Source organism: Luteococcus japonicus (assembly GCF_003752415.1).
In the GTDB taxonomy this organism is placed as follows: domain Bacteria; phylum Actinomycetota; class Actinomycetes; order Propionibacteriales; family Propionibacteriaceae; genus Luteococcus; species Luteococcus japonicus.
Map to the genome: position 1 here is coordinate 599371 of NZ_RKHG01000001.1, position 19417 is coordinate 618787.

Genomic DNA, 19417 nt, shown 5'->3' on the forward strand with positions numbered 1-19417 from the left:
CGACCCAGCCGCTGCTTACACTCAGTGCCCATGAGTGCTCGGAAACGCAGCGTCGTCGGCCTTCTCGCACTGCTAAGCCTGCTGGCCGTGGCCGTAGGGGGCCGGTACATCGTGATCCAATGGCGCCAATCCGCACCGATCGGTGAGTTGGAATCGAACTGGGGCGTGAGGATGCCTCGGTCGTTGACCCCCATTGAACAGCGTTCCGAGCCCAGGTTTCATGGCGACGGCTACCGGATCAAGGTCTTCGCTCCTACTCTGCACACCACTACCGAGGGCACCTTTCTGGACGTCACCGCGATGTCCACCAAGCCACTTACAGCCGAGGAGCGCGGTCTGGTAACCCAAGCCAATGCCCAGTTGCGACCGGCCCATCCGCTGGACCCCGACACTCGCTCGTTGCGCAAAGCCCACGCCCTCATGCCAAACGGCTGGACTGACAACGAGTTCGTACTGGGCGTCTACGATCCCGCTACCGACCTCTTCTATGTCTATGAAAGTTTCATGTGAGGAGACAATCATCACCTCGTAATGCGGCCTAGTCTGACGCTACGCGACGACAGCGGCAAAGTAGTGCGTCCTTCGAGTCGGGGCAACACTTAGGTTCGACGGGATTCGCCGCTCTGGTGCGCAGTGCTCGTTGACAAGCACGGAGCCTTCGTCAGCTTCGGGTACGAGGGCTTCAGAGTCGCTTGGCCATGCGCGGCGCAACAGTGCGGTCACGCTCGCTGGTCGGGGGCTGGGGGGGACGACGTCATAGGCGTCTCTTGAGGGTGAAGGCGGCGATCGTGATGGTGGCGATCCCGGCGAGGGCGGCCGCGATGGCGAAGCTGGTGGGGTTGGGGGGGTCGGTCATCCACGTCCAAGCTTGAAGGGTGTCGAACACTGGTGCTGGTGGCCAGAAGCGATCGAAGGCTTGGACGGCGCGAGGCAGTGTGGGGATCGAGGAGAAGCCACCGGCAGCGAAGAAGGAGCCGGCGAACGTGACCATCAACAGGGGTTGGATGGTGCGGTAGTCGCGCAACCAAGCGCCGATGGCGATGCCGAGTCCGGCGCAGGCCAGGGCGACGCCGCCGCTCAGTGCGAGCAGCAGGGGAACCCGATCGAGGGGGATTCGGACGCCGAAGGCGAGCATGGCGACGGCAAGTGTGACCGCGGTGTTGACGGCGGCGGCGACGAGTCCGGCGAGGATGGTTCCGGAGACGAGGTCGGCAAGTGGGCGGGGAGCGAGACGTACTTCCTTGGCGGTGTGCCGTTCCCATTCACGCGCGATCATGATTGCGGTGTTGAGCGCAGCTCCAACCATGACGGCGAGAATGGCGGTGCTGTTCGCGATGAAGGTCTTGCGCCAGACGTCGGAGGTGCGGGTGGTGTGTTGAGTGATGGTGATGAGTGTCCGGTCGGGATGGTGCGCGGCGGCGTAGTCCTGGATGACCCGGTCGAGACGCAGTCTGGCGTTCTTCATCATGTCGGTGTTGATGTTGTAGACAGCCGTTTCGAGTGTGGGGGTTGAGCCGGCGGCGATCTTGGCGTCGAAGTCGGCGGGGATGGTGATGACGAGTTGGAGGCGCCCTTGGTGGACGAGACGGTCAGCTTCGGCAGGGTCGGTGGTGATCACTTTGAAGTAGGGGGTGATGTTGCTGCGACTGTCCCTGATGGTTTGCTCGAAGGCTTGCGCGCGAGGCCCGCGGCTGTGGTTGACCAGGCCGATGTTCCAGTCGTCGCCGCCGAAGCCGAACAGGACTCCGCACAGGAACATCAAGACGAGTGGTATGAGCATGGGTCCGGCCAGTGCCTGGCGGTCCCGGGACCACTGACGCAGATTCTTGGTGGCGATGGCGAGGATGCGGTCGGGGTTCATTACTGGCCTCCGGTGAGGTTGGAGTAGGCACGGCGTAGGAGCCAGGCAGCGAAGCCGAGGACGATGACGGTGGCGGCGATGACAATGCCGAGGTTGCTGGCCAGGTTGGTGCTGTCGCCGGTGAGGAAGATGCTGCGGGCTGACATGAAGGCGTAGGTGGTGGGCAGGGCGCGAGAGAACTGCCACAGGCTGGTGATGGGCTGACCCCATGCCAGTCCACGCATGGACTCCTCGTTGCCGGACACGAGGAAGAACAGGATGGCGAGCGCGATCAGGGATGAGGTGGCGGCCAGGGTTTTCTTGGACGCGACACCGAACGCCGCGCCGATCCCCGCGCCCATCAGCAGTGTGGTGATGACGATTCCGGCCATCGCGGCCAGGTTGCCGGTGGGGGTGAAGCCGAACCCGATGATCAGGACGGCCAGGACGAGCGCGACCGACAGCAGGCTTTGCCCCAGGCCCGCCAGCACTTTGCCGGCGACCAGAGTGCCCCGGCTCACCGGGGCCAGCAGCAGCCCTTTGACGGTGCGGTCGTTCCACTCTGAGGCGACGTGCAGACCGGTGTTCACCATGGCGGCATAGAGGCAGCCGAACAGCAGAAGGCTGGTCGAGATGTAGCCCAGCATGGTCGGGTCGTGCGGGAGCCAGCGGGTCTCGTGCACGGTGATGACGGGCTCCGCAATCTGGTCGTTGAGGTCCCGGACGGCTTTGTCCAGCCGAAGCCGCAGGTTCTTGGAGTAGTCGGAGTTGATGTTGTTCAACCGCAGGTCGACCTGGCCGCTGCCGGACGCGACGGAGCTGCTGAATCCTTCCGGGATGATGATGGTGGCCAGCGCGCCGCGCTGGTGGAACGCGCTGTCAGCATGGGCCGGGTCGGTGGTCAGGATGTCGTAGTAGGGGCCTTCCTCGCTGTGCAGGTCGCGCAACGTGGCGGTGAGCCGGATGGCGGCGGGCCCGCCATCGTGATCGGCGATCATGATGGGGTTCGTGTTGCTGACCGGCACGATCAATGAGTAGAAGAAGATGAACACCAGTGGGATCACAACACTGATCACCATCAGGAATGGTTGCCGGAGGAACCGGGTCCAGTCCTTTATCGCGATCGCCAAGATCGGGCCGGGGCCGGTCATGCCGCACCTCCGTCTCGCAGCGCCGATCCGGTCAAAGCCAGGAAGACGTCGTTGAGGTCTGGTCGGCGCAGACCCACGATCATGGCGTCGGGGTCGTGGCTGGTGAACCAGTCCAACACGGCCCGCATGGTGGTCGGGGCCCCGTCGGCGGAGATCGACGCGACACCGTCGCGCCATGTGACGTCCCGCACCCCCGCCACCCGACGCAAGTCCTCGGCAGGGCGCCGGGTGGTGTGCACATCGATGAACGAGTGCCCCAGCCCGGAGCGCAGCTCGTCGGGGGTGCCCGTGGCGACGAGCCGGCCGTGGTCGAGGATCGCCAGCGAGTCGGCCAGCGCCTGCGCCTCTTCCATGTAGTTCGTGGTCAACAGCACGGTGCCGCCCTGATCGGCGATGGAACGGACCCTCTCCCACACTGCCGCCCGCGATTGGACGTCCACGCCGAGGGTGGGCTCGTCTAGCACCACGACACTCGGGCGGGTCAGGAGTGCGCGCGCCAACGCCAGCCGCCTCTGCATCCCGCCGGAATAGGTGCCCACCCGGTCACGGCGCCGGCCAACCAGGCCCACCAGCTCGAGCACCTCGTTGATGCGGCCGGCCCGCTCGCTCCGCGGCACGCCGTACAGCCGGGCATGGAAGGACAGGTTCTCATCAGCGGTCAGATCGTCGTACAAGGCCGTCTCCTGGGGCACCACCCCCAACCGGGTCCGCACGGCGGTCACATCACGGCGCACGTCAATGCCCTCGCATACCACCGTGCCCGAGGTGGGGCGCAGAAGCCCGCACAACAAGTTCACGCTCGTGGTCTTGCCCGATCCGTTCGGGCCGAGCAGCCCGAACACCTGCCCCGGCATCACCTCATGACTGAACCCCTCCAACGCCACGAACGGAGGCCGGCCACGGCGCCTGAACTCCATCCGCAAGTCTTGAAACGTAATCGCTGCTGTCGTCATGGGCACCAGTAACAGCCCCCGTGTGACACCATTTCAACCGTGGTGAATAAATCACGCGGCCGACCCTCCACCCCCAGCGACTCCCGAGACCGTATCCTGCAAGCGGCTCGTCAGCGATTCACCGCCGACGGGTACACGGGCACGTCCTTGCGGGCCATCGCTCGCGACGCCGACGTCGACCACGCCCTGGTCAGCTACTACTTCGGTGGAAAGGAAGGCCTGTTCCGGGCCGTCACCGAGCTCGTCTTCACACCCGCGCAAATCTTTGACGCCATCACCGCCCGCACCCCACCAGACCGATTCGCCGCCACCCTCCTGCACACGGCCCTGACCGCCTGGGACCGGCCGGACTACCAAGCCGGCTTGGGTCGACTCATCACCGACGCGCTCACCACACCGGCCGCCCAGCGAGCGCTCCGGGAATATCTGGAAAACGAGATGATCGGACGGCTCGCCCACCTGCTGGGCGGTACCCGTGCACATCAAAGAGCCGCAGCCGTCGCCAGCCTGATCAGCGGCCTCTACTTCACCCGCTACATCCTCAAGCTCGAACCGACGGCCTCAATGACAGCCGAGGAACTCACCCAACAGCTCGCACCCACACTGCAGACCCTCCTACACCGTCACCCTTGACCGCGACTTGGTCGTGCTGCTCCGACAATGCTCGTGCTGCTGAGCCGGATGGGCTGAGCCCCCCGCCCCTGCTATCAACGCGGCAAAGGTGCGCATCTCAGACGCCGCCAAAAGCTACGGGCGCCCTCTGCGGATGAGTGTCTACTTCCCCGCCCGCGCCCGGGACCTCTACGAGTTCACCCTGCACGACGGAGCATAGGTCCACCTGCATGACGTGAGCTGCGCCGACATCAGGCGCTAGTGCGGGGTGGAGCCGATTCGTGGGCTCAGATCCAGCCTCCTACCGATCGCCAATGATCCATCAGTAGGGGCTGCCGCTCCTGCTTCAGCCACTGGGCTGCCTCCTCCTCAGCCTCTGCGATAGAAGCCTGTGTCGCTCGATCAACCTCCCGGTCAAGGTGTTCTCCGTGCGCTTTCCATCCCGGAGCAGCCTGCTCGATTAGGTCCTCTGCCTGCTGGAAACCCTTTGACTCGTGGAGTCTCGCCTGGGACGCGTTCATGTCGCTCAGGGATTGGCGTAGCTGGCCCGGTCGCATCCCATCCAGGATGGGCGCGGCGTCCACGACGATTCCGGATCGGACTGGTATCCCGTGCCTCAGCGCGAGGTCCAAGTCTCGGTGGGGATCATGAGGTTCCTCGACGGCCTTCCACTCCAGTTCCTCGATGACGTTTGGGTGGTCCTTGATGATCTGAAGGCGAGCGAGCGGCGAGTCTGTCCAGTAGATGCTTAGCGGAGGTGAGACGAGGAAAAGCATGGTGGGCCCTCACGTGGTCTGATCGGCTGGTCATCCAGCTCGGAACAAGACCTTACTGGGACGCGCCGACAGATTGACTCGGCTGGCAGTGATGCAGGCATGGGGCTGCCCACGCATCGCGGCAGATGATCGCGTTCGACCGCAAGGTTCACCAAGCGCAGCCCGCGGAACCCTGCGACCATGACGCCATGAACGATCCACAGTTGGACGCCACCATCGCTGCATGCCGTCAGCTCATCACCACCCGCTTCCCCGCGGATCAGGATGCGGGCGCCGCAGCCATGCTCCTGGAAGACGGGACGATCCTGACTGGCACCGCCCCGGAGACCCTCAACGCTTCCGTGGAACTCTGCCACGAGACAGAGCCGTACTGCGCCGCCTACCGACTGCAGCAGCGCATCATCGCGTCCGTGTGTCTCCACCGACAGGCCAGTGGACGAACCGTCGTATTAAGCCCTTGCGGCGTCTGCCGCGAACGCCTGGCCATTCACGGTCCCGACGTGCTGGTGGCAGTCGCCGACCCCGGGGACCCCGTCCACGTCCAATGGAAGAAGCTCAGCGCAGTCCTGCCTGACTACTGGCTAGTGGCCTTTCCCGAGGACATCGATCCGCGCTGGCTGCCGACATCCTGACCTCAGCGCGGCGAAGTAGCCGGACGCCCCACCAATGCCACAACATCTGCTCGCGGCAAAGGTGCGCATCTCAGACGCCGCCAACAGCTACGGGCGCCCTCTGCGGATGAGTGTCTACTTCCCCGCCCGCGCCCGGGACCTCTACGAGTTCACCCTGCACGACGGAGCATAGGTCCACCTGCATGACGTGAGCTGCGCCGACATCAGGCGCTAGTGCGGGGTGGAGCCGATTCGTGGGCTCAGATCCAGCCTCCTACCGATCGCCAATGATCCATCAGTAGGGGCTGCCGCTCCTGCTTCAGCCACTGGGCTGCCTCCTCCTCAGCCTCTGCGATAGAAGCCTGTGTCGCTCGATCAACCTCCCGGTCAAGGTGTTCTCCGTGCGCTTTCCATCCCGGAGCAGCCTGCTCGATTAGGTCCTCTGCCTGCTGGAAACCCTTTGACTCGTGGAGTCTCGCCTGGGACGCGTTCATGTCGCTCAGGGATTGGCGTAGCTGGCCCGGTCGCATCCCATCCAGGATGGGCGCGGCGTCCACGACGATTCCGGATCGGACTGGTATCCCGTGCCTCAGCGCGAGGTCCAAGTCTCGGTGGGGATCATGAGGTTCTTCAACGGCTTTCCACTCCAGTTCCTCGATGACGTTTGGGTGGTCCTTGATGATCTGAAGGCGAGCGAGCGGCGAGTCTGTCCAGTAGATGCTTAGCGGAGGTGAGACGAGGAAAAGCATGGTGGGCCCTCACGTGGTCTGATCGGCTGGTCATCCAGCTCGGAACAAGACCTTACTGGGACACGCCGACAGATTGACTCGGCTGGCAGTGATGCCGGCATGGGGCTGCCCACGCAGAGCGGCAGAGTCGTTCGTCTGACATCAATAGCGGACTCGCTCACGGGCGGTGAGGTTCAGTGAGCGCAAGGTGGGCAGGATGGCTTCGGCAAGCAGTCGGTGGCCCTCGTCGTTTGGGTGCACCTCGTCCTCATTGACCAGGGCGGTGTTGGCGTCCACCACGTGGCGGAACGCGTCGACATAGGTGGCTCCGGTGGCCTTGCAGGCGTTCTCGACGTTGGCGACGATGCCCAGCCCGCGGTGGGAGAGCTGGGTGCCGGGGAAGTATGTGACCGCAACGACGGGGACGCCGGGGAGCTCGGTGGCGAGCCTTTCGAAGTCCCGGCGGGTGCACTGGGCGATCACATCCGGCATGTCGTCCATGAACCTCAGATCGTTGGCGCTCAGGCAGACCACGACGGCGTCGGGGCGGAGGCGGACGACGGCGTCGAGCAGGGTGGTGTCATCGGCGGAGTTGGTGAGTTTGCCGTCGGCGTCGCGGGGTCCGCGGCGTCGGTAGAAGCCCATGCCGTCGATGGCGATGTTGACTTCGCGCCAGTCGAGCTCGGTACAGACGAGGCTGCTCCAGCGCCTTTCCGGGGAGCTGATGCTGCGGTGTCCGGTGGTGATTGAGTCGCCGTAGAAGGCGACGGTGGGTAGGTCACGAGCGACAGGTGTTGTGGTCATGTGCGAAGGCTATGGGCCGGGTCTGACACTTTCGACACCCGGGATCGTGCAGCATTCTCGGGCGTTGAACCGAGCATCTGACGACCCGCGAACAGGATGTCCGCCTCTCGGCGGATGATCGATGTCACGCGCGCCAGAGCCTTTCTCCCCCATCACTCACGATCCTTGGAGTCAACGCACAATGATCGCAAGTAATAGAAGGTGTTTGAGAGGGTTGCCGGAGGGGGTGGCGAGGTGTGTTCAGAGGCGTTGATAGATCTCTCGGCGGTGGCCGACTGCGAGCACCAAGACGAGCAGGACGTCATCGTGGATCTCGTAGATGATGCGGTAGTCGCCGGTGCGTACTCGCCATTCCCCGTCGCCGCCCACGAGCTTCTTCGCACCCGATGGTCGGGGCTCGCCTTGCAGCAGTTCGATGGCGCCCTGGATGCGGCGACGGGCGCTGCCATCAAGCTTGCGGAACTGCCGTGAGGCTGAGGGGCTGAACTCGACCCGGTAGGTCATGCGATCCCCAGGTCTGCCTTGACCTGGTCCCAGGGAATGGTTCCTTCGGTATCGATCTCCGCGCGTGCTGCGCGCGCCGCCTCGATGTCGGCAAGGTCCTCGGCGGCATCGATCAGCCGATCCAGGTCATCTGCGTCGATGACAGCCGCGACGCGCTGTCCGCGTCGGGTGAGGTAGACGGGATCATGACGGACGCGGGCCTCATCCACGACATCGGCCAGGCGCGCTCGGGCGTCACTCATGGTCAGTTCAGTCATGGCACCCATCTTAGCTGAAATAGCTGAAATGTACATATCAGCTGTTTCATGGGAAACTGGCATCGCCATCTACTGACACGCGAAACACCTCGTCAACGCCACTTCGGGCGCCACCCGGCATTCAGGCTGGCGGCGCCTTGTCCTGCCCTCTTAGCAGGAACCCCACCCACATCGGTCGTACTGACCGGTGACGTTGGTCAATCGTGAGAAGGGCGGCCGATTCCCCGTAGGCCGCGTAGGGCCCGGGGACGCTCACCCTGATCAATTCGCATGAAACACAACATCTGGCACCTACCCGCTTCCCCCCGCGGGTACATGTTGGGGCCGTGGGGTGAAGAACTGTCGGCAGCAGCATCTATGGTGATCGCCAGAAGCACGCAGCCCCGGCAATCCCGCCGGGGAGACGCAATGTCGGGACTGGCTCTACCTGGACCGTAGATCACCCGCGCTATAGCGCCACGCTGTGCTTCCACTAGCCCCCGCATCTCGGGGATGGAGGCACCATGGCCGTACTCTCCCAGCAGTTCAAGGACGCGCTCGCCACTCTGGAACCGGCAGCCGACGCCACCCACGCGGCAACTGCGCACGACGAGGTGCGCGACAGGCTCGACCAGGACACACAGTTGATCAACTGGGGACTACACACCCTGCTCATTGGCTCCTACGCCCGAGAGGTGTCCATCCGGCGGGTCAAGGACGTCGACGTGTTCTGCAAGCTGCCCGATCTTCCACGGAGTTACGACCCCCAGGACCTGCTGCAGAAGTTCTCCGACGTACTGCACGACACCTACGGGGATCGAGTGGCCAAGAACGACAGGTCCGTGAAAGTCGAGTTCCCAGCCTTCGACATGCACGTCGATGTCGTCCCGGCAAGACCGCTAGGGGAGGTATGGCAGATCCCAGACCGGCAGGGTGGATGGGAGAGGACACACCCCCTCCGTTTCGGAGAGCTCACCACCCAGCGCAACAAAGACCACGACGGTCACTACGTCCCGACGGTGAAGCTGCTGCGCCAGACACGCCGTGCACTACTGGCTGACGCTAAGCCCGGCGGCCTGTTCGTCGAGGTGGCCGCCTACCACGCTTTCGCCGGCATCCCCACCGGAACCGACGCGCCCCGATCGACCGCCGGCTACTACACCAAGGCGCTCGAGACGATGGCTCCGATCCTGCAGGCTCACGCCGATGGCACGACGCACCTCCTCAACCCGGCCGTTCCTGGGCAGGAACTTCATGTGCGCGCGACCGACCAAGAACTGAAGGACATCGCGGACGCCTGGGCCAAGGCTGCCGCAGACGCACGCGAGGCGTTGGACTCCTTGGACCCGGTTGCGGCTGGTTCGATCTTCGCCGGGCTCCTCGGGACGACCAGCGACGGGGCGGACGTGTTCACGCCCCCCACCAACACACACGCAGCGGCAGCGACACCAGGACACCGCACTCTGCCCAGCGGACAGTCGCCGACATTCGGATGACCAGTCCGGCAGCAACCGACGTAATCAGCCACCAGCTCTTGCAGCTCGACGAGGCCTTGAACCGCCTCGGCCTGCGCACGCTCTCCAGCGGCACCGCCCCGACGGAATGGCGCTGGCAGGGCCACGCCGGCGCATCTGGCGAACCGATGATCATCACGCTGGACTCGGCCTTTCCCTACTCACCACCCAAGGTGGTGCTCGAAGCACGGGCAGGGAACCACGACTGGCACCAGAACCAGCGCGGAGAGCTGTGTCTGTGGGACCGGCATGCTCAGGGCGATCTCCCCTGGCTGGATGCCCAGCAGGTCCTGACCCGCGTCGAGGAGTGGGTCGACAACGCTAACCGCGGCTGGCCGGCCGATGTACCCCAACTCGACCTAGAGGCGTACAGCGACCCGAAACTCATCCCGCGGCGCGGTCACCTCGTACGTCCACTCATCGTGATCGATCGGTGGACCAGCGTCGCGAACCACTGGTTCACCGCCAGCCGCCCCGACGAACGGGGCTGCATCCACGTCCAGACCGCCACCCCGCCGCCCCCGAAACCGAGGACGAAGAGCAAAGGTAAACCTCTTAGTTCGCACCAGCTCCTGGGGCTAGCCATCGAGCTGGGAGAGATCTCCGCCCCCTTCTTCACGATCCACGAGCTCTTCTCCGAACTCGGCTCCGATGCTCACCGGGTGGAGCAGTACTTGGCAGCCGGCAGGGATGTCGTCGTGGCGGCCCGATACCAGCGCTGTGGGCATACCGGATTCACGGGCTTTTGGCTCTGGCAGGACGATCGAACGAACCGATACGGACACGTGGCCGTCGTCGAAGAGGAGTCATCCCAGCGCCTTCGCGCAGGATGGCACGCCGGCACCATCACGGACCGCACGGTCTCCGTCGTCGGAGCGGGGAGCCTGGGCTCGTACGTGGCAGACATCCTGGCCCGCAGCGGTGTTCGACACCTCGTTGTGCACGACGATGACCGGCTCCTGCCAGGCAACCTGGTCCGGCACGCCACTGCCGAAGCACCGATCGGGGAGAACAAGGCCGTTGCCGTGGCAACCGTCCTCAACGCCCGCACCCACGATCACACTGCGGACGCACGGCCGGCAGTGCGCACCTTGGAAGACGCTATGGCGCTGCTCGGGGAACAGGACTTGCTCATCGACTGCACGGGAGACCGGCTCACCTTCCAACTCTTCGAGGAGGCTGCCCGACTGACCGGCCAGCGATTCCTACACGTGGCGGTGGTAGGCCATGGCCAGTATGCGCGCATCGACATTTGCCCACCCCTCGCCGGCGCCGATCCGATTCCCGCCGAGACCACCGAACCAACTGGGCCGCTGGACTTCGAAGGCGGCTGCGGCGACCCGATCAGCCCCACGCCGCCCGCTGCGGTAGTGGAGACCGCCGCCATCGGAGCACGTCTAGCCATCCAACTCCTGACAGGAGAGGCCGTGGCGCCTGCCGGGGAGTCACGACACCTGTTCGCGGCGATGCCATGACCGACACTCTCGTCATCGATCCACGAGCGTGGGCGTCACTCTCTGCCGAGGCGACAGCCGCTCTACCACGAGAGACGGGGGGGATCCTGCTCGGGCACCTCACGCCGGGGACAATGCACGTCTCCCAAGCGCTAACTGTGCCGGACGCCCGCGCAACCAGGGTGCGGTACCGGCGCGACGTCGACGAGGCCACCGACCTCCTCAAGGAACGCCTCGCGCACGATGAAACAGGGCTGCTCGGCTACCTCGGCGAGTGGCACACCCACCCCCTCCCCGTCGGGCCGAGTCCCAGCGACGAACGCGCCATCCGGCACCTGGCCGCCGACGGAGACCACGACGTCGCCCTGCTCGTCGTCGCCCTCACCCGACGCGGATGGAGAGCCCACTGCTGCCTGGCCATGCCGGACGGCCACATCACACCGATCACGTTCACACCACCAGGAGAGCCCACATGAACAACCCCATCACCATCCGTGACGTGTTCATTGCCAAGCAACGGCACCTGCTCGCTGCCTTGGAGATCGTGCCATCGTTCACCGACCACGGGACCACCATCGGCGATGACACTGAAGCCAACTGGGTCAGAGTCCTCCAAGAGTTCCTGCCCGCTCGCTACGGCGTGGCCAAAGGAATCGTGATGGACTCCTGTGGCGCCCGAAGCGAACAGATCGACGTCATCATCTACGACCCCCAGTACTCGCCCCTGCTCGCACGTGCCGCGTCGGGTGATCTGTTCATCCCAGCGGAGGCGGTCTACGCGGTCTTCGAAGTCAAGCAGGAGATGAACAGGCCCTTCATGGACTACGCCGGCAGCAAGATAGCCAGCGTCCGCCGCCTCCACCGAACAAGCGTTGCGATCCAACATGCCGGCGGCGTGTACGACCCCAAGGAGCCCATCCCCATCCTGGGAGGCTTGCTGACCACCCGCAACGGCTGGGCAGACCTCCAAGGGCAAGCGCCTATAGCCTCCATCCTCGCGCTGGAAGGTGAGCGACGGGTGGACTTGGGCTGTGCGCTACAAGGCGGTTCCTTCCGCAGGACCGGCGACCCTACACAGCCCCTACAGCACAGTGACGCAGAGACTACACTGATCTACTTTCTTCTCTCGGCCTTCGAACGACTCCAGGCAGTTGGGACCGTCGCAGCTGTCGACATGGCGGCCTACCTGACGCCCCTCGCCGATCCCAGCCGAGACTTGGGGGTGTGACAGGGGTCCGCCCCTCACGACGAGCCGGCGCGCAGTCTGCCGCAAGTCCTCACCGGGTCAGAAGCGCGCATGAGTGTCAACCCGCCCGTCGCTACCGGAGGGGTCTGCCATCAGCCGGAACGCACCGAATTCCCTGATCGAGGCAGCAGATCGAGTGGTCTCAGATTCCGCTGAGTGGGTAGTGGGGCTCAGGGGGCAGCTGCACGGCAATGTCGTCTCCCGTCGAGACGATGCCGCCACGAGCGACGATGCCCATAACCCCGGCGAGCTTCACCACGTTGCACTCCCCGTCCTTGTGCAGGACCTCCTTGAGGAGACCGGCCTGGAAGTCGTTGATCTGCTAGCAGGGGTTACGCAAGGCGGTCAACACGATGGCGGCGTCGCCAATGACCAGACGCGTGCCAACGGCCAGGGCGAGCAGGTCCAGCCCGTGGGTGGTGATGTTCTCGCCGAGCTGCCCAGGTGCGACGACGTGACCGCAGGCCCGGAGCCGGTCGAAGAGTTCGTCGTGGATGAGGTGCACCTGGCGCATGTTCGGAGTGCTCGGGTTGGCCTGGACCCTGCTGCGGTGCTGGACGGTGACACCGCAGTGGGCATCGCCCTCGACGCCGAGCCCTTCGAGCAGCGTGATCGCGTCAACGGCCTCCTTGGTGAACCCGTGGATCGGGCTCACGTGAACAGCAGCGACGACAGAAGTTATGCCGCCATCGAACCACGACCTCCGGCCATGCCCAGTTCTCGGCGTGTGCGCTGTCACGCACCTCCGCATTCGTCTCCTAACCGACCGCTTGCGAGACATGTTCGAGTGAGACAGCTGCCCCGCGATCAGGCCTGTCTCACAACAGCGTCCGCAACCGCTGTCTAGAATCCTGTCCGTCGGACAAGTTGCGAGACAGACGGGAAAGCGTGATGGCGGCGAAGTTGATCGGGTATGCACGGGTCTCCACCCGCGGACAGGGAACCGACCGCCAGGTCGCCGACCTGCTGACCGCGGGAGTGCGGCGCGACGACCTGTACGTGGACCACGGCGCCAGCGGTGCCCTTGCCCGCCGCCCCGAACTGGATCACGCGATGGCCGCCCTCGAACCGGGCGACACCCTGGTGGTCTGCACCCTCGACAGGCTGGGCCGCAACACCAGCGCCATGCTCGACCTCGCTGCGTCCCTGAAGGATCGCGGGCTGCATCTACGCGTGTTGAACCTCGGCGGTGAGGCCGTCAACACCGCGACCCCGATGGGTGAACTGCTGTTCACCGTGCTGGTCGCGTTGGCGCAGATGGAACGTGAGGTGAAACTGGAACGATCCCGCGACTCGGTGGCCAAGCGACGCGCGGCCGGCCGCGACCTCGGCGGTCGCCGCCAACTCTTCACCGATCGACAGATCGAGCGAGCCAGACGGGCCATCGCCGCGGGCGACTCCCCCACCGACGTCGCCGCCGACCTCGGCATGTCGCGCGCCACCCTGTACCGCAGGCTCCGTACACAGGAAGCCGAGCGGGCATGACATCACTCTCACGCCGATGAGCGCGCGTTGTCCGGGGCCGGGCTACAACGGGCCGACCGCGCCGATTACGTGTACTGGGGAAACAGCCAGTCAGGCCCAATGCGCGGGTGCGTGAAGCCCGACCGGGAGACGGGTACGTGCGTCGCCTCGCGCCGCGTCGACCTGTTGCTGGGTGAGGAAGATCGCGCTGCGTAGGTTGGCGCCCGCCAGGTTGGCGTCGCGCAGGTCGGCGCCCAACATGTCGGTCCGTTCGAAGGTGGCACCTCGTAGGTCGGCCGCGATCAGCAGGGCGGAGCGCAGGCAGTAGCGGTCGAGCCGCGCCTTGCGCAGGTTGGCGCCCATCAGGTGCGCCCGAGGCTGGAACCTCTTGGAGCGTGGCGCGGGGTGACGATGGGCGTCGCTGACGGCGCCGAGCACCGGACCCACGCGGCCGCGCAGGGCTGCCACGTCCAACGACGCGACGTGGTCAGCCGGGGACGCGACGAGGGCCTCCACCTCGCATTGCAGCGCCTCGACGTCCTGGGCGAGTTCACCGGTGGCGAGGGTGTGGGCTTCGGTGAGCAGGCGCAGCATCTCCATCAGGTGGCGCATGGCGGCGAAGGTGGAGAACATCGCGTGGGCGGTGTCGGGTCCGTCGCGCCAGTCGGCCTGTCCGGCGAAGGTGACCTGGGTGACCTGTTGGCCGGCGCCGAAGCAGTCGAACACGGTGCATGCCGGCCAGCCCTCTTCCCGCAGCTGGGAGTGGATCTGGCAGAGGTTGTCGGTCTGCAGGTGGTGGCATGGGGTTCCGGCGGGGATGTCGGCTCCGAAGCCACCCGCCCTGGTCCTGGTCAGGGCGACACAGCACAGGCCCACGCACCGCGAGCAGTCACCTACGAACTCGTCCACGGCTTCGCTCGTCACCCGTCGAGCCTAGACCACGCCTTGCACAGGTTGTGACAGCTTGGTTTGGCCATCTTGCACCGTCCTGCATCGCGCTTTTCTGCCGCTGACCTCGACTGAAATCCGATGAGCCAATGCGGTCTTCTTCCTAGGCTCCCCCCCATGCAACTGCCGCTGCTCACCGTGGACGAACTCTCCCTGACACCGCCGCTGGTGGATGACGCGGAAGACTGGGCCGCCGCCCAGGACGACGAGTGCGCCCGCTGGTTCGACTGGCCGTGCCGGCCACCCGTCGAACGATGCCGCGACCACCTCGCGAACGTCACCACCACCCACGATCCCGACAGTTACACCTGGGCCATCCGCACACCCACCGGGTTCGCCGGCGGCATCGACCTGAAGCTCGACGAGGGAGCCTGGAACGTCTCCTACTTCGTCCACCCCGACCACCGAGGACACCACATCGCCCGCCGGGCCCTCCGAGCAGTCACCGGCTGGGCCCTGTCAGAACGCGGTGTGGATGCGGTCTCCACCCGCGTCCACACCGGGAACATCGCCAGCCAGAAGGTCCTCGAAGCCGCCGGGTTCACCAGGACCGGAACAGCCGACAACCCGGAGGCGGGACATCAGGACTTCACTTACGAGCTCCACCGCTGAACGCACTACTTTGGCCGCCAAGCGGTTGTGGACCAACCGAGACTCAGGCCCGTCTCACGGCCAACGCGCTGGACACGCCACGGCCGATGCGGAATCCAAGGTCATCGAACGAGGATGCAGGGTTCGTCTTGCGACGAACACCGGCCCGGCAGCTCCACTGCGGATCGCTCCACCCACCACCACGGATGATCCGGTAGGAGCCATAGACGTCGGGGTCGTACAGGTCCCAGCACCACTCCCACACCCCGCCCAACATGTCGAACAACCCCCACTCATTGGGTTGCTTCAAGCGCACGGGATGGGCACGCCCGCCGGAGTTGTCCGCGTACCAACCGATGTCGTCGAGCTGCGCGTACCGGGGACCCGTCGTGCCGGCGCGGCAGGCGAGTTGCCACTCCGCATCCGTGGGTAGCCGGTAGCCATCGGCCTCGTGATCCCACTCAATCACCCAGTCGTCGACCTCCGGCTGGCCGTGCGGACGCCAATGGGTCGGCGTGGGGACCTCGCGCTGCGAGATCGTGTAGACCGGCGTGAACCCGTCCTGGACCGAGAGGGCGTTGCAGAACTGGATCGCGTCGCGCCAGCTCACCTCCGTCTGGGGTAGATCAGCGAGGTCGGCGTTGACTGTCCCGCCCTGCACCTGGTTCCAGAGACTGCGAGTCACCACGACCGGTGAAAGCTCGAAGGGCTCCACCCGAACCGTCCAGGAGCGACCCGTGCCTCGGTCTACCACAAGTTCTTCGACGGTGTCCCGAAAGGGCATCGCGATCAGGTCAACACTCATGCTGCCCATCCTGCAGCGTTGGCTGCCTTACGACGCACCAATTTGCCGCTGGTCTCGCGCAAGGTGGGTCCATTTCCGGCCGGGCGCATTTTGGTGATCGTTGCAACACCTGAGTTCAGGAGTTGCTGATGACCAGACCGGGACCGTTGCCTGATTACGCGAAGCGTGAGGCGTTGGAGAAGTTGTTGTTGCAGGGAGTCTCGATGTCGGAGGCGGCCCGCAAGGTCGGGGTGAACCGCAAGACCGCGAAGCGCTGGCGCTACGGCCGCCACGATCGGCGTGCTGATGGTGTGATGCGCAACTATGCGCCCGTGATCCTGCTCAAACCAGCCAAGCCCGCCTCGCCCCGCTACCTCAGCCTGGATGAACGGATCCGGATCGCGGACCTTCATCGTGAAGGCCACAGCCTGCGCAGCATTGGCAGGCTGATGGGTCGACCGGCGTCGACCATCAGCCGTGAGATCAGACGCAACTCGAGCCCGTCAGGTCGTTATCGGCCGCATCAGGCCCAACAGCACGCGATGGCTCGCCGTCCTCGGCCTCGCCCAAGCCGGCTAGCACGCGATGCCGTGCTGCGAGAATGCGTCGAGACGAAACTGTTGCGTCGCTGGAGCCCTGAACAGATCGCCAGGTCCCTCCCTGCGATGTTCCCCGGGCAGCCTGCGCGATGGCTCTGCGCCGAGACGATCTACCAGGCCGTCTACCGGCCTGACTTGGGAGGACTCCGCCGATCCCTGCCCGGGCTGGTGCTGCGACATCGGCACCGACAGCGCAAGCGACGCCGTCATCCGCTCGCGCGCCGGCCAGGTCGCAACCATGTGCCCACGATGACGTCGATCGATCAACGGCCCGCGAGTGTGCTCGACCGGCACGAGGACGGGCATTGGGAGGGGGACCTGGTCATGGGCTCGGGCAACGCTTCCGCGGTGGTGACGCTGGTGGAACGCTCGAGCCGGTTCACGTTCGTCGGGCACCTGCCGCCGGGTCGCAAAGACTCCGCCACGGTGTGTGACGTCGTGGCTGGTTTCCTCGCGTCGCTGCCGCCCCACCTGCGCCGCACGCTGACTTGGGACCAGGGTAATGAAATGGCCCAGCACGCCACGATCGCCGCTCGTGTTCCAGGGCTGGCGATCTACGTCTGTGACGCTCACGCCCCGTGGCAGCGCCCGACGAATGAGAACACCTATTGGTACAAGATGGCGGAGCCGGAAGCGACTTCGACGGGAGTCGCTCTGGCACGGGCCGCCCGGTGACTCGGAGAACACGTGCCATCAGGCTTGCCGTTGATTTGTCCACGGCGGCCCGGTGGGCGAGAGCTCCGACCGGGAGTGACTTGATAGAAGCTTGCTGAGCCGTCAACTCGCAATAGGTATGTCCCCCGGTTAGGGCTCTCGTCCACTGCCCCGTCTCCGCACAGGTACAGCAGAAGGGACACATCGATGGTGACAGTGGGCGTTGACCCGCACAAGCATGTTCACGTGGCAGTGGCTGTGGATGCTGCTGGCCGGCAAGTCGGCAAGACTCTGACTGTCAAGAACGGACCGCATCTGATCACGGCACTGTTGGTCTGGATTCGGTCGGTCAGTGACGACCAGACGCCAGTCACGTGGGCGATCGAGGATGGGCACGGGTTCGCTCGAAGGCTCGCTGACGGACTGCTCATGGCTGGCCAAGATGTGGTCTGGGTCCCAACCCGACTCATGGTCGCACACCGCAAGCTGCACGCTGCTACCGGAGCAAAGTCGGATCCAGTTGATGCTGCAGCAGCGGCACGCGCGGCAATCGCGACACCGGGCCTGGACAAGCACCGAATCGACGAACGTGTCCGTGAGCTGCGGGTCTTGGTCGATCATCGTGCCGACTTGGTGGGGCCTTCGCCCCGGGTCATGGACACGTTGGTGTCTGATTACGCTGCGGTGGGCAGCGTAGCGGCCCGGCGGGCCTCGTAGGTGTTCGGCGGCAGGTTTCCGCACCAGGAGTGGCGTCGGCGGGTGTTGTACCGGGTGGCCCAGCGAAACACCTGCCGACGACACAACTCGGGCCCCGCGAACGTGGCCTGCCCGGCCAGGAGTTCTCGTTTGAGGGTGGCGTTGAACGACTCGGCCAGGCTGTTGTCCGCACTCGTTCCGACGGCCCCCATCGACTGGGTCACCCCGAGACGCTTGCAGAGCCTGGCGTAGGCCTTCGACGTGTAGACCGACCCATGGTCGGAGTGAAACACAGCCCCGTGCATGCTGCCCCGCTCTGCAAGGGCGGCGGTGAGGGCGTCTTCGACCAGTTCGGTGCGCATGTGGTCCGCGACGGCCCAGCCGACCAGCTTGCGGGAATAGCAGTCGATCACCGTCGCCAGATACAGGTTCCCGCCACCCTGTAACGGCAGGTAGGTGATGTCGCCCACGTAACGCTGGTTTGGCGCGGTGGCGGTGAAGTCCCGTTTGAGCAGGTCACCGAACTTCTCATCGGCCGGCTCCGGGGCGGTGGTGCGCACCCGGCGTCGTAGCCGGATCCCGGCCAGGCCATGAGCGCGCATCACCCGCGCGACGCGCTTGTGGTTCACCCGCGCCTGTGGCTCGGCGCCGTCGTTGAGTTCGGCGGTGACCCGCGGCGCGCCGTTGGCGGGGTCACCCCCCCCAGCCTTGGGGTCCTGCACGGCGCGGATCCGTGCGGCGAGCTGGGCATCGGCCTGTTCGCGTTGCTGGCGTGCCGGGCCTGCTTTCTGCCAGGCGTAGAACGAGGAGCGGGACAGTTCCAACACTTGGCACAACCGCTTCACCTGATAGGTGGTCTGGTGGTCGGCGACGAACTGGAAGCGGTTCACCAGTTCGTCTCCCCGGCGAAATACTTGGCCGCCTTGCGCAGGATGTCCCGCTCGGTCTCGATCCGGGCCTTGTCCGCCCGCAGCCGGGCGTTCTCGGCTTCCAACCGGGCTATCTGCGCCGTCGGCGACTCCGGTGACTGTCCGGGCGTGGCACCCGCCGGCCGGGCAGGGGCGTCACTGCCCGTCCTGACGCCGTTGCCCAGGTCCTTGACCCACAACGCGAGGGTGCCGTGCGAGACGCCGAGGTCCGTGGCGACCTGCTTCAACGTCGCCTCCGGCGTGGTCTCGTACAGGTCAACGGCCTGCTGACGAAACTCTGCCGAGTAGTTCTTCCTGGCCATGATGATGATCATCTCGCTTCC

General features: G+C 65.4%; 23 protein-coding genes and 1 pseudogene. 12 read left to right on the plus strand and 12 right to left on the minus strand.

Annotated elements, in window-relative coordinates; genetic code table 11:
- The first annotated feature begins 30 nt into the window (after positions 1-30).
- The gene (locus EDD41_RS02870) at positions 31-510 is read left to right on the plus strand and encodes a hypothetical protein (RefSeq protein ID WP_123574891.1); all 480 of its coding nucleotides are present in this window, start codon (positions 31-33) and stop codon (positions 508-510) included.
- 244 nt (positions 511-754) lie between these two features.
- Here the strand turns inward: EDD41_RS02870 and EDD41_RS02875 are convergent, their stop codons facing one another.
- Genes EDD41_RS02875 through EDD41_RS02885 form a run of 3 tightly spaced genes read right to left on the minus strand, consistent with a single transcriptional unit; the run spans position 755 to position 3944 of the window.
- Positions 755-1861 carry an ABC transporter permease gene (locus EDD41_RS02875; RefSeq protein WP_123574892.1) on the minus strand — a complete coding sequence of 369 codons (1107 nt, stop codon included), beginning with the start codon at positions 1859-1861 and terminating at the stop codon, positions 755-757.
- Positions 1861-2991 carry an ABC transporter permease gene (locus EDD41_RS02880; protein ID WP_170165215.1) on the minus strand — a complete coding sequence of 377 codons (1131 nt, stop codon included), beginning with the start codon at positions 2989-2991 and terminating at the stop codon, positions 1861-1863. The genes EDD41_RS02875 and EDD41_RS02880 overlap by 1 nt, the downstream gene beginning before the upstream one ends.
- Positions 2988-3944 (minus strand): ABC transporter ATP-binding protein, encoded by a 957-nt coding sequence (locus EDD41_RS02885; RefSeq protein ID WP_123574894.1) that lies wholly within the window; start codon positions 3942-3944, stop codon positions 2988-2990. The genes EDD41_RS02880 and EDD41_RS02885 overlap by 4 nt, the downstream gene beginning before the upstream one ends.
- Before the next feature lie 39 nt (positions 3945-3983).
- Here EDD41_RS02885 and EDD41_RS02890 point away from each other — a divergent pair, with 39 nt between their 5' ends.
- Positions 3984-4577, plus strand: coding sequence for a TetR/AcrR family transcriptional regulator (locus EDD41_RS02890; protein ID WP_170165217.1), 594 nt, complete (start codon positions 3984-3986; stop codon positions 4575-4577).
- A gap of 266 nt (positions 4578-4843) precedes the next feature.
- Here the strand turns inward: EDD41_RS02890 and EDD41_RS02895 are convergent, their stop codons facing one another.
- Positions 4844-5332: a hypothetical protein gene (locus EDD41_RS02895; protein ID WP_123574896.1), complete on the minus strand. Its 489-nt coding sequence runs from the start codon at positions 5330-5332 to the stop codon at positions 4844-4846.
- Positions 5333-5520: 188 nt separating this feature from the next.
- Between EDD41_RS02895 and EDD41_RS02900 the strand changes: the two genes are divergently transcribed.
- On the plus strand, positions 5521-5964 hold the full coding sequence (locus tag EDD41_RS02900) for a cytidine deaminase (protein WP_123576822.1): 444 nt from the start codon (positions 5521-5523) through the stop codon (positions 5962-5964).
- A 34-nt stretch (positions 5965-5998) separates the two neighbouring features.
- Positions 5999-6136 carry a hypothetical protein gene (locus EDD41_RS16730; RefSeq protein WP_170165218.1) on the plus strand — a complete coding sequence of 46 codons (138 nt, stop codon included), beginning with the start codon at positions 5999-6001 and terminating at the stop codon, positions 6134-6136.
- A 67-nt stretch (positions 6137-6203) separates the two neighbouring features.
- Here EDD41_RS16730 and EDD41_RS02905 read toward each other — a convergent pair whose 3' ends face one another.
- From EDD41_RS02905 to EDD41_RS02920, 4 genes are all read right to left on the minus strand, one after another.
- On the minus strand, positions 6204-6692 hold the full coding sequence (locus tag EDD41_RS02905) for a hypothetical protein (protein WP_123574896.1): 489 nt from the start codon (positions 6690-6692) through the stop codon (positions 6204-6206).
- 141 nt (positions 6693-6833) lie between these two features.
- Positions 6834-7475: an SGNH/GDSL hydrolase family protein gene (locus tag EDD41_RS02910; RefSeq protein WP_123574897.1), complete on the minus strand. Its 642-nt coding sequence runs from the start codon at positions 7473-7475 to the stop codon at positions 6834-6836.
- 240 nt (positions 7476-7715) lie between these two features.
- Entirely contained in the window at positions 7716-7979 is a 264-nt protein-coding gene (locus tag EDD41_RS02915) for a type II toxin-antitoxin system RelE family toxin (protein WP_123574898.1), read from the minus strand.
- Positions 7976-8236, minus strand: a complete 261-nt coding sequence (locus tag EDD41_RS02920) for a type II toxin-antitoxin system Phd/YefM family antitoxin (protein ID WP_211336562.1) — start codon at positions 8234-8236, stop codon at positions 7976-7978. Before EDD41_RS02920 ends, EDD41_RS02915 begins: the two co-directional genes overlap by 4 nt.
- Positions 8237-8739: 503 nt before the next feature.
- On the opposite strand from EDD41_RS02920, the gene EDD41_RS02925 reads away from it, so the two are divergent.
- From EDD41_RS02925 to EDD41_RS02940, 4 genes are read left to right on the plus strand one after another with little or no spacing between them, the layout of a single operon-like run.
- Positions 8740-9711: a nucleotidyltransferase domain-containing protein gene (locus tag EDD41_RS02925; protein WP_123574900.1), complete on the plus strand. Its 972-nt coding sequence runs from the start codon at positions 8740-8742 to the stop codon at positions 9709-9711.
- The gene (locus EDD41_RS02930) at positions 9708-11204 is read left to right on the plus strand and encodes a ThiF family adenylyltransferase (RefSeq protein WP_123574901.1); all 1497 of its coding nucleotides are present in this window, start codon (positions 9708-9710) and stop codon (positions 11202-11204) included. The genes EDD41_RS02925 and EDD41_RS02930 overlap by 4 nt, the downstream gene beginning before the upstream one ends.
- Positions 11201-11659: a Mov34/MPN/PAD-1 family protein gene (locus EDD41_RS02935; protein WP_123574902.1), complete on the plus strand. Its 459-nt coding sequence runs from the start codon at positions 11201-11203 to the stop codon at positions 11657-11659. The genes EDD41_RS02930 and EDD41_RS02935 overlap by 4 nt, the downstream gene beginning before the upstream one ends.
- Positions 11656-12411, plus strand: a complete 756-nt coding sequence (locus tag EDD41_RS02940; protein WP_123574903.1) for a DUF6602 domain-containing protein — start codon at positions 11656-11658, stop codon at positions 12409-12411. Before EDD41_RS02935 ends, EDD41_RS02940 begins: the two co-directional genes overlap by 4 nt.
- A gap of 340 nt (positions 12412-12751) precedes the next feature.
- On the opposite strand, the gene EDD41_RS17350 is transcribed toward EDD41_RS02940, so the two are convergent.
- Complete coding sequence (locus tag EDD41_RS17350; protein WP_245995515.1) at positions 12752-13084, minus strand: MOSC domain-containing protein; 333 nt, start codon at positions 13082-13084, stop codon at positions 12752-12754.
- Between the two features lie 236 nt (positions 13085-13320).
- On the opposite strand from EDD41_RS17350, the gene EDD41_RS02950 reads away from it, so the two are divergent.
- Positions 13321-13914, plus strand: coding sequence for a recombinase family protein (locus tag EDD41_RS02950; RefSeq protein WP_123574904.1), 594 nt, complete (start codon positions 13321-13323; stop codon positions 13912-13914).
- A 90-nt stretch (positions 13915-14004) separates the two neighbouring features.
- On the opposite strand, the gene EDD41_RS02955 is transcribed toward EDD41_RS02950, so the two are convergent.
- On the minus strand, positions 14005-14817 hold the full coding sequence (locus EDD41_RS02955; protein ID WP_123574905.1) for a pentapeptide repeat-containing protein: 813 nt from the start codon (positions 14815-14817) through the stop codon (positions 14005-14007).
- 141 nt (positions 14818-14958) lie between these two features.
- Between EDD41_RS02955 and EDD41_RS02960 the strand changes: the two genes are divergently transcribed.
- Entirely contained in the window at positions 14959-15453 is a 495-nt protein-coding gene (locus tag EDD41_RS02960) for a GNAT family N-acetyltransferase (protein ID WP_094763693.1), read from the plus strand.
- Positions 15454-15496: 43 nt separating this feature from the next.
- Here the strand turns inward: EDD41_RS02960 and EDD41_RS02965 are convergent, their stop codons facing one another.
- Positions 15497-16237 carry a formylglycine-generating enzyme family protein gene (locus tag EDD41_RS02965; protein WP_123574907.1) on the minus strand — a complete coding sequence of 247 codons (741 nt, stop codon included), beginning with the start codon at positions 16235-16237 and terminating at the stop codon, positions 15497-15499.
- A 128-nt stretch (positions 16238-16365) separates the two neighbouring features.
- Here EDD41_RS02965 and EDD41_RS02970 point away from each other — a divergent pair.
- A pseudogene (locus tag EDD41_RS02970) lies at positions 16366-17421 on the plus strand (IS30 family transposase); the annotation flags it as partial.
- Between the two features lie 255 nt (positions 17422-17676).
- Positions 17677-18186 carry an IS110 family transposase gene (locus EDD41_RS18070; RefSeq protein ID WP_211336564.1) on the plus strand — a complete coding sequence of 170 codons (510 nt, stop codon included), beginning with the start codon at positions 17677-17679 and terminating at the stop codon, positions 18184-18186.
- Here EDD41_RS18070 and EDD41_RS02980 read toward each other — a convergent pair.
- A protein-coding gene (locus EDD41_RS02980) for an IS3 family transposase (protein ID WP_123576775.1) occupies positions 18144-19396 on the minus strand; the annotation gives its coding sequence in 2 pieces (ribosomal slippage) (positions 18144-19072 and positions 19072-19396; 1254 coding nt in all). The two genes, EDD41_RS18070 and EDD41_RS02980, sit on opposite strands and share 43 nt — an antisense overlap.
- Positions 19397-19417 lie beyond the last annotated feature (21 nt).

Excerpts from the sequence above, each read along its gene's own strand:
- EDD41_RS16730 (WP_170165218.1), top strand. The coding sequence starts at position 5,999 with ATGCCACAACATCTGCTCGCGGCAAAGGTGCGCATCTCAGACGCCGCC.
- EDD41_RS02895 (WP_123574896.1), bottom strand. The coding sequence starts at position 5,332 with ATGCTTTTCCTCGTCTCACCTCCGCTAAGCATCTACTGGACAGACTCG.
- EDD41_RS02870 (WP_123574891.1), top strand. The coding sequence starts at position 31 with ATGAGTGCTCGGAAACGCAGCGTCGTCGGCCTTCTCGCACTGCTAAGC.
- EDD41_RS02905 (WP_123574896.1), bottom strand. The coding sequence starts at position 6,692 with ATGCTTTTCCTCGTCTCACCTCCGCTAAGCATCTACTGGACAGACTCG.
- EDD41_RS02950 (WP_123574904.1), top strand. The coding sequence starts at position 13,321 with ATGGCGGCGAAGTTGATCGGGTATGCACGGGTCTCCACCCGCGGACAG.
- EDD41_RS02915 (WP_123574898.1), bottom strand. The coding sequence starts at position 7,979 with ATGACCTACCGGGTCGAGTTCAGCCCCTCAGCCTCACGGCAGTTCCGC.
- EDD41_RS02875 (WP_123574892.1), bottom strand. The coding sequence starts at position 1,861 with ATGAACCCCGACCGCATCCTCGCCATCGCCACCAAGAATCTGCGTCAG.
- EDD41_RS02940 (WP_123574903.1), top strand. The coding sequence starts at position 11,656 with ATGAACAACCCCATCACCATCCGTGACGTGTTCATTGCCAAGCAACGG.
- EDD41_RS02920 (WP_211336562.1), bottom strand. The coding sequence starts at position 8,236 with ATGACTGAACTGACCATGAGTGACGCCCGAGCGCGCCTGGCCGATGTC.
- EDD41_RS18070 (WP_211336564.1), top strand. The coding sequence starts at position 17,677 with ATGGTGACAGTGGGCGTTGACCCGCACAAGCATGTTCACGTGGCAGTG.
- EDD41_RS02925 (WP_123574900.1), top strand. The coding sequence starts at position 8,740 with ATGGCCGTACTCTCCCAGCAGTTCAAGGACGCGCTCGCCACTCTGGAA.
- EDD41_RS02885 (WP_123574894.1), bottom strand. The coding sequence starts at position 3,944 with ATGACGACAGCAGCGATTACGTTTCAAGACTTGCGGATGGAGTTCAGG.
- EDD41_RS02930 (WP_123574901.1), top strand. The coding sequence starts at position 9,708 with ATGACCAGTCCGGCAGCAACCGACGTAATCAGCCACCAGCTCTTGCAG.
- EDD41_RS02910 (WP_123574897.1), bottom strand. The coding sequence starts at position 7,475 with ATGACCACAACACCTGTCGCTCGTGACCTACCCACCGTCGCCTTCTAC.
- EDD41_RS02935 (WP_123574902.1), top strand. The coding sequence starts at position 11,201 with ATGACCGACACTCTCGTCATCGATCCACGAGCGTGGGCGTCACTCTCT.
- EDD41_RS02960 (WP_094763693.1), top strand. The coding sequence starts at position 14,959 with ATGCAACTGCCGCTGCTCACCGTGGACGAACTCTCCCTGACACCGCCG.
- EDD41_RS02880 (WP_170165215.1), bottom strand. The coding sequence starts at position 2,991 with ATGACCGGCCCCGGCCCGATCTTGGCGATCGCGATAAAGGACTGGACC.
- EDD41_RS02965 (WP_123574907.1), bottom strand. The coding sequence starts at position 16,237 with ATGAGTGTTGACCTGATCGCGATGCCCTTTCGGGACACCGTCGAAGAA.
- EDD41_RS02900 (WP_123576822.1), top strand. The coding sequence starts at position 5,521 with ATGAACGATCCACAGTTGGACGCCACCATCGCTGCATGCCGTCAGCTC.